A 17,501-nucleotide genomic window follows, 5' to 3' on the forward strand; every position below is an offset into this window, starting at 1 on the left:
GGTAATGTACTCACCAACGACACCGATATTGATGGCGATACTTTAAGTGTTGTCCAATTTGTTATTGCGGGCGACCCTACAATTTACACGGCAGGCGATGCAGCCACCATTACGAATGTCGGTGAGCTTGTCATTAATGCTGATGGCACCTTTACCTTCACCCCTGCTCCTGATTACAACGGTCCAGTACCAAGTGCAACTTACACGGTCAGCGATGCTAACGGTGGGATCGATACTGCGGTATTAAGTTTCAATGATATTACACCAACCGCTGATATATCTGACGATAATATTACGATTGATGAAAATACATCAACACCTCTTGATGTTCTCATTAATGATAACTTTGAAGGCTCACCACAAATAACAGCTTTCACGCAAGGCGCTAATGGTAGCGTTAGCCTAAACGCTGATGGTACCGGTATTTATACTCCTAATGCTCACTATTTCGGTACCGATAGTTTTACCTACACAGTTACATCTGGCGGTGTTACTGAAACTGCAACCGTTACGATAGTCGTCACCGAAAAAAATGCTGCACCTGAAGCTAATGAAATACCAAATCAAAATGCTGTTGACGGGCAGCCTGTCTCAATTGATTTCAGTAACTATTTTAGTGATCCTAATACTGATACTTTGACTTATAGTATTACTGGGCTGCCTGCAGGACTTACTCTCAATACTAATACAGGCACCCTCTCAGGCACTATTGATAATAGTGCTTCGCAAGATGGTCCTATTAATGACGGAATTTATACTATTACTGTGACTGCTAATGATGGACGCGGCGGCACTGTAGATCAAAGTTTTACCTATACTATTGTTAATGCACTACCTACAGCAGTTAATGATACTGCGAGCACTTCAGAAAATACGGGCATAAACATCGATGTGCTCATTAATGATAGTGACCCAGATAATGATACGTTAATTATCACTGAAGCTATTGCTGGTAATGGCACTGTAGTTATTAATGCTGATAATACTGTTACCTATACACCTAATATTAATTTCAACGGTACCGATACCATAATTTATAGAATCGTCGATGGGGAGGGTGGTGAAAGTACAGCCAGTGTTGACGTTACTATTACACCGATTAATGATGATCCAACCACTAGTGGTATAGATGATCAAGCGGATGCAGACGGTAGCACTATAAATTTAGATATTTCGCCTAATTTCACCGACATTGATGGGGATGTATTGAACTTTACTGCTTCTGGGTTACCACTAGGATTAAGTGTAGACCCAGTCACTGGTATAATTAGTGGTACAGTCGCTGGCAATATATCTACATTTGAACCATATAACGTAACCATTACTGCCGATGACGGTAATGGAGGAACGGTATTAACTAGCTTCACGTGGGCTTTTGAAAATATCCCTCCCATCGCCAATGATGATATAGCAATGACTGCTGAAGATTCAGCCGTAGTTATAAGTGTGTTAACTAACGATACTGATCCAGACAACGACTCACTGATAATAACTGAAGCAAGTGCCTCCCATGGCAGCGTTATTATTAACAGTGATAATACAATCACATACACTCCCGATACAGACTTTAATGGCACAGATATAATTAACTATCGTATTACCGACGGACAAGATGGTTACAGTACAGCAACTGTAACTGTTACTGTCACCCCAGTTAATGATACACCGATTGTTAATTCAGCATTACCTAATGAGACATCTATAGATGGGCAATCTGTTTCTATTAATTTTGCACCTTTCTTCAGCGATATTGATAATGATACATTAAGTTTCTCTGCGACAGGTCTACCTAATGGAATTTCAATAGATGCTGTGTCTGGTGTTATCAGTGGATCTTTCGATAGTAATGCTTCGTCATCTAGCCCATATACTATTACGATTACTGCCGATGACAATAATGGTGAAAGTGTTAGTGAGAGCTTTACCTGGTCAGTTGATAATCCGCCCCTGCAAGCTAATCCAGATTCTAATACTGTCAACGAAAATGAAAATATTAGCATTGATGCAGCTAATGGTGTGCTATTCAATGATCAAGACCCTGACGGCGATAGTCTTCTCGTAGCTGAAGTTAATAACAGTATAACTAATGTAGGACAACCAGTTAATGGCTCTTCAGGCGGCACATTTACCGTCAATGCAGATGGGTCTTATAGTTTTGATGCAGGCAATGACTTTGATGACTTGGCTGATACCCAAACTCGTACTACTAGTATCGTTTATCAAGCATCTGATGGTGAAGGAGGTCTTTCTAGTGCAACTCTTACGATCACAGTAATAGGTACTAATAGTTCACCAGAGAGCATCCCTGAAAATAAAACCACAAACGAGGATACCCCTGTTAGTGGTCAGGTTATAGCCTCTGATGCAGAAGGTGATATTCTTACTTTCACCGTCGACATAGATCCTATTAATGGCAGTGTTAGTATCAATACTGACGGTACCTATCTTTACACTCCAAATGAACACTTTAACGGCACTGATACCTTCACCGTGAAAATCGACGATGGTAATGGTGGTACCTCTACCCAGACTATTACTATTACTGTTGACTCTGTTAACGATGCACCGATTGCTGCCAATGACGGTCCTTTCACCGTAACCGAAGACACGCCGGTGAATGGCAATGTATTAACCAATGACAGTGATCTCGAAGGCGACACTTTAAGTGTTGTTCAATTTGTTGTGGATGGCAGTGCAACCGTTTACAGCGCAGGCGATACAGCAACCATTACGGGCGTTGGTGAGCTTATCATTAATGCTGACGGGACCTTTACGTTTACCCCTGCCGCTGATTATAACGGCCCAGTGCCTAGCGCTACTTATACCCTCAGTGATGCAAACGGTGGATTTGATACCGCGATAGTGAGTTTCAATGACATTATTGCAGTCAATGATGCACCGAGCACCGTTGATGACGGCCCAATTTCGGTAACAGAAGGCACACCGGCTTCGGGCAATGTATTAACCAATGACAGTGATGTGGATGGCGATACCCTGACCGTGACGCAATTTGTAATGGATGGGGACACCACGGTTTATAATGCAGGCGACACGGCAATAATTGCAGGCGTTGGCGAGCTTATTATTAATGCCGACGGGACCTTTACCTTTACCCCTGCCGCTGATTATAACGGTCCGGTGCCAAGCGCTACTTACACGGCAAGTGATGCAAGTGGCAGCACGAACACGGCAACTCTTAACTTCAATGATGTTAGCCCAGTTAACGATGCACCAATTGCTGCCAATGACGGTCCTTTCACCGTGACCGAAGACACGCCGGTGAATGGCAATGTATTAACCAATGACAGTGATCTCGAAGGCGACACTTTAAGTGTTGTTCAATTTGTTGTGGATGGCAGTGCAACCGTTTACATCGCAGGCGATACAGCAACCATTACAGGCGTTGGCGAGCTTATTATTAATGCTGACGGGACCTTTACGTTTACCCCTGCCGCGGATTATAACGGTCCAGTGCCAAGCGCAACTTACACGGCAATCGATGCAAATGGCAGCACGAACACGGCAACACTAAGCTTCAATGATGTTAGCCCAGTTAACGATACACCAATTGCTGCCAATGACGGTCCTTTCACGGTGACAGAAGACACACCAGTGAATGGTAATGTATTAATCAACGATACCGATGCTGATGGAGATAACCTCACTGTCTCTCAATTCGTAATTGATGGCAGTGCAACCGTTTACACTGCGGGTGATACAGCAACCATTGCAGGTGTTGGTGAGCTTATCATTAATGCTGACGGCACCTTTACGTTTACCCCTGCCGCTGATTATAACGGCCCAGTGCCTAGCGCAACCTACACAATTACGGATAATAATGGCGGCACTGATACGGCAATACTGAGTTTCAATGATGTTAGCCCAGTTAACGATGCACCAATTGCAATTAATGACTCAATAACTACTATTGAAGGTACCCCTATAAATATTGATGTATTAGGCAACGATACCGATATTGATGACGAGTCCCTTTCTATTAAAACAATAGCAGGACAAGAAATTGTAATAGGTTTACCGATTACATTATCCGATGGGACTATTATTGAGCTCAATCAAGATAGAACTTTAACCATTACACCTCCACAGGGGTTCAATGGCACAATTAGCCTTGATTATACTGTATCGGATATTAATGGAGAGATAAGTACAGCGACAATAAATCTGACAGTAACAGCCATGCCTGCTGGTGTCGACATCAACAGTATTGTTCAAATTGGGCAGCAATATAATTCATCTAATACTTCCGATATAAGTAACACTGGGTCGGATAACAAAGACCGCGATGAACGACTTATTTCAGCACCAGGCGTAGTTTTACAAACAATCTTCGACGTTAGAGACTTGCATTCATCTGCCAACCTAAATGTAAGTGCCCCGATTCTTACTGCGATAAACGATATGCAAAATCTTAATAGCATGAGTAGTCATCTTAATATGAATCATCCGATTCTTGATGCAATGAGGGCTTTGGATCAATTCAGTATATTTAACCAACATCTAACAGGTATTTTTGGTGTTGATTACGAACCTTTTGATACAAATGAGATAAATACTTTTTCTCTAAGTTTATCAATAGGGGGAGATGATATTTTGTATAACAATGAACTTACCGTCGAAACAATTGTACGCGATAGTGCGATCATCATGAGTTTACACACTCGATTGATAGAAAGTGAATCATCAGATGTTAAATACAATATTACTCGAGTTGATGGTCGTGCTCTTTCAGACTGGATATCAGTAGATAGTAAAGGTCTGGTATTAATAGAACCCCCTGTAAAAACGGACGTAATACAACTCAAAATTCATGCTGAAGACATTAATGGATCAAGTATTACTTATCCGATTGAAGTCGATTTTATTTCCGGCAGCGTGACAAAAATTGATACATCAGATAAAGCCAGTACGGACACCTTCGATAACAGAATTGCACAAGAAGCATATAGTAACACGGTAGAAGTAACAGCCTTGATACAAGCTCTTGATACAACAAAGTTTCAATAATGAATTTTTAAGTAAATATTTATGTAGCCAGGAGTAACAATAAATGAGAATCCCTTTTATACCAGCTGTATTTATTTTGTCACTGGGTGGCTGTACGGTAGTACCAGAGCCATTCGATACAACGCAATTATCACAACAAGCCAAAGATCGTTTATCGAGGGTTACACTAAACCAAGAGCCTGTATTAGCTCCGATAAATCTATATGATGCGATGGCGCGTGCACTTAAATATAACCTTGATTACAAGGTTGAATTAATGGAAGAAGCACTTCGATTGAGAGAAGTAGACCTGTCTCGTTACGACATGTTACCTCAACTGGTTGCTACAGGCGGTTATACAGGTAGAGATACATATGCAGGTGCATCGAGTCGCTCTTTACTAACTAATACTGAATCACTTGAGCCTTCAACCTCAAGTGAAAAGAATACACTCCAATCGGACTTGTCCCTAAGTTGGGACGTCCTTGATTTTGGTTTGTCTTATGTTCGTAGTCAACAAAAAGCTGATCAAGCACTCATAGCTCTAGAAAATCGTCGTAAGGTAGCCAACCGGATTATTGAAGATGTTCGTACTGCGTTTTGGCGTGCGGTGAGCGCAGAGAGAATGATTAATAAGCTGAATGGACTTGAGCGCAACGTAGAAGATAATCTTGCTGGTTCTCGATCTTTAGAAATAAGTCGTGCGACAGCACCATTAAAGGCACTTACTTATCAACGAGAACTTATTGGTATAAAAAGAGAAATTCAAAGACTACAGCGTGAGCTCATGATAGCTAAGCGACAACTTGCTGCGCTCATGAACTTATCTCCTAACGACAAATTTACTCTACTGCTGCCAGATAGAACCGCATCTCCATTAAAGCAACCATTTAGAGTAGAAGAAATGGTTTCTGCAGCACTTGAAAATCGCTCTGAGTTACGTGAAGTAGGATACCGTTTACGTATTAACTCCCATGAACTAGATGCAGCATTACTTTCTACATTCCCAAGTTTTCGAATGTTTTTAGGGGTTAACTCCAATTCTAACGATTTTTTATATAATAATGATTGGGTAAATTGGGGAGCTCAAGCAAGCTGGAACGTAATGAATTTATTCCGCTACCCAGCACATAAAACAGCCATCGAAGCTCAAGATACTTTGCTCGATACTCGGGCCCTCGCACTAACTATGGCAATTATGACACAGGTACATGTGGCACATGCTCGATATAATCATCTTTCAAAAACATTTAGCACTGTACAGCAAGAAAACGCTATACAAAAACGTATTATGGATCAAATACGAAGTGGTTTCAGAGCGAATACTATTAGTCAGCAAACCCTGATTCGCGAGGAAATGAATAGCCTTGTAACAGAGGTGAAATATGATATTGCTTTTGCTGATATGCAAAATGCATACGCGAATCTTTTCGCGGCAATTGGTATCGATGATTTTGGACCAAATATCACAGGTAGCGAACCTTTAGCCCAACTTAGCTCCTCACTAGAAACATTGTGGGCAACACGTACTACTCAATCAAGCTTAACAACTATAAGTGAAAAATAACCTGATGCAATTAACCCTAAAGCTTTTGGCAATTCTAATAATTCCAGGATTGAACGCAGGAGAAGCTATTGGGCAAATGCCACAGGATCAAGGAACAAGCTTTGGGAGTAATACGACCAAAGCTGTTCATGTTCGTGGGGTAATTACAGCCCGAGATACGGCAGTCATAAGCTCCAGTATTAATGGACGTATGATAAAATCTATCCCTTTTAGTGACGGTGAAGCCTTTGAAAAAGGTGTCGAATTAGTACGTTTCGATTGCACTCGCAATGAAGCTGAAGTAAAAGCAGCGAAAGCTGCTGCACATGCTCTTGAAACTATTTTAAATAGTAATCGAGAGCTTGATCAATATGGAGCTATTGGTAAAAATGATGTACTCATATCTGAAGCTAATTTTAATAGTGCTCAAGCAGAAGCAGCTGCATTAGAGGCAACAATCAGTGATTGTATTATCAAAGCTCCTTATGCAGGGAGGGTTGTTGAGCGACTTGCTAGCATAGCCGAGAGCCCTACCACGGGCACACCTATTATAAAGATACAACGAGAAAGTAACCTCGAACTAAAACTTATAGTACCTTCTAATTGGCTTTCTTGGCTAAAGCCCGGTACCCCATTTGTCATTAAAATTGACGAAAATGGAAAAATACATGAAGCAAACATAGTACGACTTGGTGCAGTTGTAGACCCTGTCAGCAAAACAATTAGGGTGATTGGTCATTTTCGTGGAATCCCTGAAAATACGCTTCCTGGGATGAGTGGAGATGCACGTTTTATTCCCCCGGAGCAACGTTAATATGGAACCACATATCCATCTCGTAGATTCAAAGGGTAACAACCCCCAGCCGACAACGGCAATAACTCAAAGACTTTTGCAGTTTGAAGCTGAAATTCGTGATCAAGCAAGTGATATGGAGCTTCTATATCACATAGCCAACGAAAGTCGTAGTTTACTTAATTTTGATCAAGCATTTGTTTTAAAAAGACAAGGTGCCGTTGATGATATGAAAGTTAACACGGTTTCAAGTGTTGCAGTTGTTGACCGTAATACACCTGCAATTCGTTGGATTGAGCGCTTAATCGTTAGTCTAAGTCAAGATGTTGATCTAGGGAAAACACACGAATTTAAATCCCTAGCCTATGCAGATAAACAAGATCCTGAAACAAATGAGTACCCTTTTATTCATATGCTTTGGGTGCCTATGAAACAGCGCGATGGCTCTTGTTTCGGTGGCATATTATTAACACGAACACTTGCATGGCCTCAAGCAGAACGATTACTCGCAGAACGACTAGCAAGCACTTATTCACACGCTTGGATGGCATTTACACCACGCTGGAAAGATCGTCGGAAGCCTCGATTTACACAGACTCAAAAACGAATTGCTATAATTAGTTTAATTGCCATCATGTTAATACCAGTCAGACTTAGTGTACTCGCTCCGGTTAGAGTTGTAGCTGAGAGACCTTTTATCCTATCAGCCCCGACTAACGGAGTGATTGAGCATATCCATGTGCCGCCAAATGCCCAAGTAAAACAAGGGCAATTAATAGTCACCATGGAAGATGTTTTACTTCGAAACGATGCCGCAATGGCAACAGAAAAATTAAAAGTAGCCGCAGTTCGCTATGAACGAGCAACAAATGCAGCTTTTACCGACCAAGATGCAGCTCGAGATATTGCAATAATTAAGTCAGAATTTCACCTTGCTGAAGCTGAGGCAGCTTATGCTCAAGGAATACTAGAACGAGCACAGTTACGTGCACCTCAAGATGGTATAGCAGTCTATAGCGATCGCCGAGATTGGGAAGGTCGCCCAGTATCTGTTGGCGAACATATTGTAGAAATTGCAGACCCAAAAAAAGTGGAGTTTATTATTGAATTACCACTTCGAGATCTAATTGAAATTAATCCTGAAGCAGAGGTAACCGTCTATCTTGATAATGCACCACTTAATGCTGTTTCAGCAAAAGTAGCACGTAGTTCTTATCATTCAAGTAGACTACCTGACGGTCGTGAGGCATTTCTTCTAGCCGCTACACCAACTGGCGAAGATAATAATATTCGAATAGGTGCTCACGGCTCTGCTCGTGTATACGGCGATCGAGTACCACTAATTTATAGAATATTACGACGTCCAATAGCAGCAATGCGTCAAGGCATTGGCCTATGACCATAGCAGCAACGATAGGTGGCGGAGTAAAGAGTGTACAACTTCCTAAATTACGTCAAGAGTTACAAATAAGCCGTGGAGCAGCGCTTATAGGAGGTGCCCCGAGCTGGACCATATTCGATCCTATACATCACGCTTTTTTTGAAATAGGGCAGCGAGAGTTTGAAATATTATCACTATGGCATTTAGGAGAGTTAGCTAAACTTATTGAAACACTAAAGCTCAGACAGCAAGATTTACTTCCTAATGAGCTAGAAGAATTTACGAAGTTTCTACTTGCAAACTCTCTAGTAGAAAGTTTACCCGGAAACATAGTAGAAAACTTTGTGGAGCAAGCCGATGCTCGTCATCAAACACCATTGCAATGGATTTTAAGAAATTATCTTTTCACACGTATACCGTTAGTTCACCCAGACCAATTTCTTAGAAAAACACTGCCAAAAGTAGCTTTCATCTGGTCCTCAAAAGCAATTCTTATTTGGGCTATGCTAACCACCATAGGATTATTTTTAATTGCACGTAATTGGGATCAATTTCTTGCAACTTTTCCTGATTTTTTTAATGTTCAAGGCTTTTTCTTATATGGAATCGCTTTGATTTTAGTAAAAATACTTCACGAATGCGGTCATGCCTATACAGCAGTACGTTATGGAGCCAGAGTTTCAACTATGGGAATTGCTGTAATGCTACTATTTCCTATGCTCTATACTGATACCACCGGAGTATGGCGATTACGCTCTAGACGACAGCGATTAGAAGTTGATAGTGCAGGAATTCGTATGGAGTTAATGGTTGCCGGCTTGGCGGGCTTTGCTTGGGCATTACTACCTGAAGGAGCTTTACGCAGCACCGCTTTTATTCTAGCAACAACCGGTTGGCTACTCAGTATGTTCATTAATTTAAACCCTTTTATGCGTTTTGATGGATATTATTTTTTATCAGATGCCGTCGGTGCTCCAAACTTACAAGAACGCTCATTCGCTTTTGGGAAATGGCAGTTACGTGAATGGCTTTTTGGTCTAGGCAGACCAATGCCTGAAGCAGTTAGTAAATTTGGTGCAAATTGGCGAACAGCCTTTGCTTTTGGCACTTGGATTTATCGTATTTTTTTATTTACTGGTATTGCACTTGCTGTTTACTATTTTTTCTTTAAAGCGCTCGGTATCATTCTTTTTGCTGTAGAAATAATTTTCTTTATAGGGTTACCAATATGGAACGAAATAAAGCAATGGTGGGCTATGCGTAGCGAAATTACAAATAACTGGCAAAGTCGCCGAACAATTTTAGGATTTATTAGCCTATTACTACTCATCACATTACCAATTGATAATCATGTCACTGTACCTGCTGTTTATAGTTATGGTGGTGATCACTTAATTGTTGCTCCAGAGGCAGCTATAATAGATAAAGTGCTAATTTATGATGGAGCTACAGTTACAGCTGGGGATACACTTTTTATACTTAAATCACCAGAATTAGAAATAGCTTTAATACGAAGCCAATTACATATTAATCTGTTAACTGCTCAAATAAGTAGAGCTGTTAGCGATAAAATGGATAGATCACAACTACCGGTTTTAGAACAACAATTAATCAGTGAGCAAGAAAAATATCTACGATTTATTGAGCGAAAAGAGCGTTTGCGAATAAAAGCTGCGTTTACCGGTAAAATTCGCGATTTACGCCCAAATTTACACCCTAAACAATGGTTAGGTTCTGGAGCAGAACTTACCCGCATTGTCTCTTCGTCCCATGCAGATGTTCGTGGTTATGTTTCTGCTATTGACCAGACTCGATTAACACTTGGTAATAAAGCGCGCTTTATCGCTGATAATCCTACTTCACCTGCAATAATATTATCCTTAAGTTCTATAGCTCCATTGGCTGCTGATCGCATTGATTTACGCGCTTTAACCTCAGTAAATAGTGGGGATATTGCAGTAGATGCAGATAAACAAGGTGTATTACGTTCACGTGAACCTGTTTACTTATTACGGTTAGATCCTACTGAACCTTTATCTGTAGATAACCATACAGCACGTACTATTATTGGATCTGTAGAAGTAGAAGCTGAATCTACAAACTTAGCTTATCGTATATTCCAGCAAGTGGCTCGAGTGCTTTCTAGTGAAATTGGTTTATAGAAAAATTGTGACCTATAACTTATTCAAGCTGTAGTAGTTATTCTATACAATATTACCTAAAAAGAGCTTACGACCTATAAGATTTTATAAACTGGCTATCACGATAATTATTATGCTCAGTTCATCTATTGTGAGCAGTGTTGCTGAACAATAAAAAAGACGCAAATGCGTCTTTTTTATTAAATCATCAAATATCCATAGTCGTTATTATAACAATAAATATTTTACTTTGAGCGACCTCTCCAACCGCTCCATACATCATCTATATCATCGGCTTTGTTTTTGTTCTTTTTCTTACCGGTGCCTTCTGGTTTTGCCATTGGCTTTTCATTTTTAAGCGCCTGTGCAGCATCAAGATTAGCTTGGTTAACGGCAAAGCCTGTTACTTCCTCACGTTCAAGACGTAGCTTGTTCTTCTTCTCGATTATTTTAAAGTGATGAAAGTCTTCATAATCAATTAATGATAATGCTAAGCCTACTTCGCCCGCACGACCACTTCGACCAATACGGTGCATATAATCAGATGGGCTGCGTGGTAGATTAAAGTTTATTACCACTGGCAGTTTTTCAATATCTAAACCACGTGCGGCAATATCGGTTGCGATAAGTACTTCAATTTCGCCCGCTTTAAATTTTTCAATTACGCGAGTACGCTCACTTTGACCTTTATCGCCATGGAATACTTGTGCGTTAACACCGCGTTTTTCAAGTTTACTGGCTAAGTGCTCACAGTCTTTTTTTGCGTTTACAAAAATCAGCGCTTGGCGCCATTTATGCGTTTTAATTAAATGCGCTAAAACAGTGGTTTTCTCGCCTTTATTTACGGTAAAAACACGTTGTACTAAGGTGCTTTCGTCTTTGCTTTGAACTTGTATTTCAACAGGGTCATTTAATAGATCTTGTGTTAATAGCTTAACTTGCTCAGGGAAAGTAGCTGAAAACAACATAGTTTGTTTTTTAGCAGGCATTAACGCTAATAACTCAGCAAGCTCTTCGGTAAAGCCAAGGCTTAGCATACGGTCGGCTTCATCAAGTACAAGCGTATTTAGTTTATCAAGCTTAATAGCATTGCTTGAGATTAAATCGAGTAAACGCCCGGGTGTTGCTACAATAATATCGGCGCCGCCGCGCAGTGCCTGCATTTGTGTATTAACCGATACACCACCAAACACAGCAACCGTTTTAATTGCACCATTAAAATTTGCAGAATACGATTTAACGCTATCGGCTACTTGCGTAGCAAGCTCACGAGTAGGTACTAAAATAAGCCCTGTTACAAAGTTGCCTTTGCTCGCTGTGCTTTTACTACCTTGTTCAACAAACATTTTTTGTAGCATTGGCAGCGCAAACGTTGCTGTTTTACCTGAGCCAGTATTTGCCCCTGCAATTAAATCACTGCCGGCAAGCACATTAGGTATAGCCTTAGCTTGAATTGGCGTAGGCTGGGTATATTCCAAATCGGTTAAACGAGCTAATAGCTCTGGAATAAGGCCAAGTTCGGTAAATGTGCTAGGGCTTGTTGCTGAGGTCATGAATATTACGGGCTCATTGCTAAAAAAGTAGCCTGTAATTTTAGCGTATTTAGCGCTTATTAAGTAGGGGTTAGTGGTTTAAATGTTTTTATAGATAATAGTTGCGCGATTCGAGCCAAGTTACGAACAGATTTGTGATATTTGTAGGCTCGGGTTTATCCCGTACTTAATTAATATGTTTAGAATAATCCTTTTCTGGAATTGATGGATTACCTAAATCCAATGCATCAGAGACCTCAAGAAACTGTTTTTTCAGTTTGGGTATGCTCATCTACGATAACTCAATACCCTATTCCCAACTTTAAGATTCCGGTTGAATTGCTTAGAATCCCAGTTGTACTTAATAGACGCTGGTATTTGGGTAGATTTACCGTTGATACTCCTCAATGACATCGCATCCATCTCAAAGTCTACACCGCGCAGTTTTAAAATTTCACGCATTATTGCGTCAGTACCGCCAGGGCTTGTTGGCATCGGCTTATTAGTAAGGCTGTTAATCGCTGCTTTAGTATATAAACCATAGCCAATTTTCATCAGTATGCCTTTATCGACTAATTGCTTTAACACACGACCAACCTGATCATAACTCGCGTAACTGTCGAAATCTTTACGTTCAAACACATAGCGGCGAGAACGCTTTATTTTTTGATAAATACAGTCAATTGCAGTTATAGCTGATTCTTCTAAGTAATATTTGTTTTAGTATGCTCAAATCAGCCACAGTTTAAAAATAATACGGCATAAAAAATAGAAGAAAAAACCTAATTCATTGTTTAAAAAGGGATATAAATAAGAAAAAACAACTGACATAAACTAGATATTATAATCGACCTAGTTATTTATAATAACCTTAGCAATATAGTAAATAACTTTGACAATAAAAATACTTTCGCTATTACGGCTCTATTCGATACAGAAATATCAGCATATATAGGTAGAATAAGAAAACTAACAAATCTCGATGTTTTATGAAAAAATGTTGAATCTAATGTAGCTGGAAAGGGTTTTTCTGGCCTAATTTATGACCTTAGCTCTAATATAAGTTGGTTTTAACCATGTATATAATACCTGAAAACATTTATTTTATAATATCATTCCCTCCATTTATTTCTTTCCTCATTTCAACTTTGTGCTTCACTCGTATCTCAATGAAGTATATTGAAAAGAAAATGCGCGAGGAAGGGATATATGAGCCGCTTTGGGATAAAGGGCTAGGTATAAGAGTGAGCATGTATGGCAAAGTAATAAGGCGGCAAAAGCCAGCGAAGGCGACGGTTGTTAATGACGAAGCCATTTTACGATACGCCAGACCTATCGATTTAATTTTAGCTCGCGCAATGCATTATTCTTTCATAATAATAATGACCCTAGCCGTTTATGGCTACTTTGCTTATGACTTAGGTGAGCGCACATATTAAAAAAGGCGCATTGAGCGCCTTTTTATCTTTAACAGGGGTAATTACCAACCTATTGATTTTACTCAACAGTAACCGATTTAGCTAAGTTACGAGGTTGGTCAACGTCAGTACCTTTAATTACCGCTACGTAGTACGACAGTAACTGTAATGGCAATGTGTAAACAATTGGCGCAATAATATCGTCAGTGTGGTTTACGTTGATTACACGCATTGTGTCGTCTGACTCAAAGTGTGAATTTTTATCTGCAAATACGTAAATAATACCGCCGCGAGCGCGTACTTCTTCTACGTTTGATTTAAGCTTTTCTAGTAGTTCGTTATTTGGTGCAACAACAATAATTGGCATGTCGGCATCAATAAGCGCTAGTGGACCATGTTTTAGCTCGCCAGCAGCATAGGCTTCTGCATGAATATACGAAATTTCTTTAAGTTTAAGCGCGCCTTCCATTGCAATTGGGTACTGTGAACCACGACCCAAAAATAATGAATGGTGTTTATCGGCAAACTCTTCCGCTAGATCTGCAATGTCATCAGCTAATAGTAATGTTTCTTCTAACTTAGCTGGAAGTACTTTAATTGCATTTACAATCGCACTTTGATCAAGGCCTTTTTCTTGTGCTATAGACGCCGTAAGCATTAACAAACCAACTAATTGCGTAGTAAATGCTTTAGTAGATGCAACACCAATTTCAGCGCCGGCTTTAGTCATAAAAGCAAGATCTGATTCGCGTACAAGCGATGAACCAGGCACATTACAAATGGTCATTGATGCCATGTAACCTTGCTCTTTAGCTAAACGAAGAGCAGCAAGAGTGTCGGCTGTTTCACCAGATTGTGAAATAGTAACAAGTAAGCTTTTTTCATGCACAAACGATTGACGGTACCTAAACTCTGACGCAATTTCTACGTTACAGCTAACACCTGCAAATTGCTCCAGCCAGTAACGTGCAACCATACCTGAATGGTAAGACGTACCACAGGCAATAATTTGCACGTGTTTTACATCTTTAAATATTTGCTGTGCACTGTCGCCAAATGCATCAATTGCTACACGGTCGTCGTTTAAACGCCCTTCAAGAGTATTACGTACAGCAAGTGGCTGCTCGTAAATTTCTTTTAGCATGTAGTGGCGATAATCGCCTTTGCCTGAGGCATCTTGTGTAATGTTTGATTCAACCACTTCACGCTCAACTGCGTTACCGTCTGCATCAAAAATTTCTACTGTGTCACGTGTAATACGCGCTACGTCGCCTTCTTCTAAAAAGATGAAGCTGCGAGTAACAGGTAAAAGTGCTAACTGATCAGATGCAATAAAGTTTTCACCAAGACCCAAACCAATAACAAGCGGGCTACCTGAGCGTGCAACTATAATTTCGTTATCATTATCTTTATCAAATACAACAGTACCAAAGGCGCCTTCGAACTGTTTAACAGCAGCTTGTACTGATGCAAGTAATGTTGTGTGTTGCTTACGAAGCTGGTGAATTAAATGCACCATTACTTCAGTATCAGTTTGCGATAAAAACTCGTATCCATCAGCCTTTAAAGCCGCACGTAACGTAGCGTGGTTTTCAATTATGCCATTATGTACAAGTGCTAATTGATTATTTGAAACATGTGGATGTGCATTCGCTTCTGTAACGCTACCATGTGTTGCCCATCGTGTATGTGCAATGCCTGTATGTCCGCTAACGCCTGCTTTTTCTAGAGCTGCCTCAACGTTAACTACTTTACCTACCGCTTTTACAGTGTTAAGTGTATTTCCATCAAGCAACGCTACGCCAGCTGAGTCGTAACCACGGTATTCAAGACGCTTAAGCCCTTCAATTAATATTTTGTTTACTGGACGTTCTGCAACTGCCCCAACTATTCCACACATAAAGTCTCCGTTAATTTTGTATATTCGCCACTTTGTGGCTATTCAATAAATTCAGCACAAATTAGTTTTACACCACATGCCTCAATTGCTTTGCGCTTATCGTCAGCTAAGCCATTGTCGGTTATTAATGTGGTAACTATTTTCCACGGTAATTCTAAATTAGGTATTTTTCGACCAATCTTATCTGATTCAACCATTACTATTACTTCTCGTGCCGCTTTTGCCATTACTTGGCTTAAACCAACTAACTCATTAAAGGTCGTTGTTCCGCGCTTTACATCTATACCATCAGCGCCAATAAATAACTGATCAAAATCGTAAGAACATAATACGTTTTCGGCTACTTGACCCTGAAATGACTCAGAATGTGGATCCCATGTTCCACCAGTCATCAAAAGTGTCGGCTCGTTCTCTAGCGCTAACAATCGGCTAGCTACTTTAATTGCATTTGTCATAACAACTAGACCGCGCTTATTAGCAAGTTCAGGGATCATAGCAGCGGTAGTACGTCCGCTATCAATAATAATGCGGTTATGATCTTTTATAAGCGTTGCGGCAGCTTTTGCGATAGCTACTTTACGCTTTGAATCTATTTCATCGCTAACAATTTCTTTAGGTAGTGCAATAGCACCGCCATAGCGGCGAAGTAATAAGCCACTTTTTTCAAGCGAGGTTAAATCTTTACGAATGGTTACTTCAGATGTTTGAAACTGTTCTGCTAACTTTTCAACGGCGACTTCACCTAATTCATTAACCTGAACCAGTATATTGTGGCGACGCTGCTGTGTATTTCGTTTTGTCATAAAGATTGCGAATTAAGTTTCGTTTCGAAAGTTATGCAATTTTAAACGAAACAACCTAAATGGCAAGTGAACGAGCAAAAATAACACAGTTTTATTCTAATAATAATAAAACTAAAAGTACGGTAAGCTATAACCAATTAAGTTATAAAGATAAATACAATGCAGTCATTTAATAGCATCAGTAAAGAATACTTAGCACAGCGAAAGCAAGCAGGTGAAACCTGCCGTTTATTTAATAAGAGCCCAAGTAAAGGCAACTTAAAACGTATCAAGGAGTTATTTTTAAAGTCAGGTGATGGTGTAATTATAGAATCAGGTTTCCATTGCGATTACGGCAATCAAATAGTTATTGGTGATCGTACTTTTATAAATATTAATTGCACACTACTCGACTCGCCATTAGCCAATTACTCAATCATGATTGGTGATGACTGCTTAATAGGTCCAAACGTTCAGCTTTTAGCGGTATCACACGCAGTTAATCCTACTGAAAGGCTTAATAAAGAAAATTTTGCAGCACCTATCGCAATAAGTAATAACGTGTGGATTGGTGCTGGTGCAATTATTTTAGCGGGTGTAAGTATTGGAGAAAACAGTATTGTTGCTGCAGGTGCTCTGGTTACAAAAAATGTAATGGATAATACTGTCGTAGCGGGTAATCCTGCCACAAAAATTCGCGATATTTAAAGGGAGTTTATTTAGCTTCTAACTTTATGTGTTTTTGAACTCTAATAATAGTAGCTATATAAACGTACTTTACGAGGGTGTGTATCTCTTTAGCAGTAAACACTTGAGTGAAATGAAAGATATTGGTGTAAGTGTAGGTGTGATTTGTGCGTTATTCCCCCACATTTCACTTTTCTGCAGACGTAAAAAAGCCCGAATCGTTAGATTCGGGCTTTCTACAATTTGAAGCCTGGTAATGTCCTACTTTCACATAGCAAATGCTACACTATCATCGGCGCTGTTTCGTTTCACTACTG

11 protein-coding genes are annotated in these 17,501 nt (G+C 40.0%); 7 read left to right on the forward strand and 4 right to left on the reverse strand.

What is annotated here, in order from left to right; all coding sequences use genetic code 11:
- The 5 genes from I6F65_RS19440 to I6F65_RS19460 form a co-directional block, all read left to right on the forward strand.
- A partial coding sequence (locus I6F65_RS19440; protein WP_197114468.1) for an S-layer family protein occupies positions 1 to 5,025 on the forward strand: 5,025 nt, incomplete at its 5' end.
- A 43-nt stretch (positions 5,026 to 5,068) separates the two neighbouring features.
- A complete protein-coding gene (locus I6F65_RS19445; RefSeq protein ID WP_166114939.1) occupies positions 5,069 to 6,571 on the forward strand; it encodes a TolC family protein in 1,503 nt (500 codons plus the stop codon).
- A 76-nt stretch (positions 6,572 to 6,647) separates the two neighbouring features.
- Positions 6,648 to 7,364: an efflux RND transporter periplasmic adaptor subunit gene (locus tag I6F65_RS19450; RefSeq protein ID WP_197114470.1), complete on the forward strand. Its 717-nt coding sequence runs from the start codon at positions 6,648 to 6,650 to the stop codon at positions 7,362 to 7,364.
- Between the two features lies 1 nt (position 7,365).
- Positions 7,366 to 8,742, forward strand: a complete 1,377-nt coding sequence (locus tag I6F65_RS19455; protein WP_197114473.1) for an efflux RND transporter periplasmic adaptor subunit — start codon at positions 7,366 to 7,368, stop codon at positions 8,740 to 8,742.
- Positions 8,739 to 10,886 carry an HlyD family efflux transporter periplasmic adaptor subunit gene (locus I6F65_RS19460; protein WP_197114475.1) on the forward strand — a complete coding sequence of 716 codons (2,148 nt, stop codon included), beginning with the start codon at positions 8,739 to 8,741 and terminating at the stop codon, positions 10,884 to 10,886. Before I6F65_RS19455 ends, I6F65_RS19460 begins: the two co-directional genes overlap by 4 nt.
- Positions 10,887 to 11,110: 224 nt before the next feature.
- Here the strand turns inward: I6F65_RS19460 and I6F65_RS19465 are convergent, their stop codons facing one another.
- Together I6F65_RS19465 and I6F65_RS19470 are read right to left on the reverse strand one after the other, a co-directional pair.
- The gene (locus I6F65_RS19465; protein WP_197114477.1) at positions 11,111 to 12,418 is read right to left on the reverse strand and encodes a DEAD/DEAH box helicase; all 1,308 of its coding nucleotides are present in this window, start codon (positions 12,416 to 12,418) and stop codon (positions 11,111 to 11,113) included.
- Positions 12,419 to 12,685: 267 nt separating this feature from the next.
- Positions 12,686 to 13,090, reverse strand: a complete 405-nt coding sequence (locus tag I6F65_RS19470; RefSeq protein ID WP_197114485.1) for a DUF6088 family protein — start codon at positions 13,088 to 13,090, stop codon at positions 12,686 to 12,688.
- Positions 13,091 to 13,566: 476 nt separating this feature from the next.
- On the opposite strand from I6F65_RS19470, the gene I6F65_RS19475 reads away from it, so the two are divergent.
- On the forward strand, positions 13,567 to 13,836 hold the full coding sequence (locus I6F65_RS19475) for a hypothetical protein (protein ID WP_197114479.1): 270 nt from the start codon (positions 13,567 to 13,569) through the stop codon (positions 13,834 to 13,836).
- Positions 13,837 to 13,894: 58 nt separating this feature from the next.
- Here I6F65_RS19475 and glmS read toward each other — a convergent pair whose 3' ends face one another.
- Together glmS and I6F65_RS19485 are read right to left on the reverse strand one after the other, a co-directional pair.
- Entirely contained in the window at positions 13,895 to 15,715 is a 1,821-nt protein-coding gene (gene glmS / locus I6F65_RS19480) for a glutamine--fructose-6-phosphate transaminase (isomerizing) (RefSeq protein WP_197114481.1), read from the reverse strand.
- Positions 15,716 to 15,753: 38 nt separating this feature from the next.
- Positions 15,754 to 16,518 (reverse strand): DeoR/GlpR family DNA-binding transcription regulator, encoded by a 765-nt coding sequence (locus I6F65_RS19485; RefSeq protein WP_166114922.1) that lies wholly within the window; start codon positions 16,516 to 16,518, stop codon positions 15,754 to 15,756.
- Positions 16,519 to 16,677: 159 nt separating this feature from the next.
- Between I6F65_RS19485 and I6F65_RS19490 the strand changes: the two genes are divergently transcribed.
- Positions 16,678 to 17,205 (forward strand): sugar O-acetyltransferase, encoded by a 528-nt coding sequence (locus I6F65_RS19490; protein ID WP_197114483.1) that lies wholly within the window; start codon positions 16,678 to 16,680, stop codon positions 17,203 to 17,205.
- Positions 17,206 to 17,501 lie beyond the last annotated feature (296 nt).

It is taken from the genome of Pseudoalteromonas sp. SWXJZ94C (genome assembly GCF_015864385.1).
GTDB lineage: Bacteria > Pseudomonadota > Gammaproteobacteria > Enterobacterales > Alteromonadaceae > Pseudoalteromonas.

Coding starts and splice junctions, on each gene's coding strand:
- I6F65_RS19465 (WP_197114477.1), bottom strand. CDS start 12,418: ATGACCTCAGCAACAAGCCCTAGCACATTTACCGAACTTGGCCTTATT.
- glmS (WP_197114481.1), bottom strand. CDS start 15,715: ATGTGTGGAATAGTTGGGGCAGTTGCAGAACGTCCAGTAAACAAAATA.
- I6F65_RS19485 (WP_166114922.1), bottom strand. CDS start 16,518: ATGACAAAACGAAATACACAGCAGCGTCGCCACAATATACTGGTTCAG.
- I6F65_RS19490 (WP_197114483.1), top strand. CDS start 16,678: ATGCAGTCATTTAATAGCATCAGTAAAGAATACTTAGCACAGCGAAAG.
- I6F65_RS19450 (WP_197114470.1), top strand. CDS start 6,648: ATGCCACAGGATCAAGGAACAAGCTTTGGGAGTAATACGACCAAAGCT.
- I6F65_RS19445 (WP_166114939.1), top strand. CDS start 5,069: ATGAGAATCCCTTTTATACCAGCTGTATTTATTTTGTCACTGGGTGGC.
- I6F65_RS19475 (WP_197114479.1), top strand. CDS start 13,567: ATGAAGTATATTGAAAAGAAAATGCGCGAGGAAGGGATATATGAGCCG.
- I6F65_RS19455 (WP_197114473.1), top strand. CDS start 7,366: ATGGAACCACATATCCATCTCGTAGATTCAAAGGGTAACAACCCCCAG.
- I6F65_RS19460 (WP_197114475.1), top strand. CDS start 8,739: ATGACCATAGCAGCAACGATAGGTGGCGGAGTAAAGAGTGTACAACTT.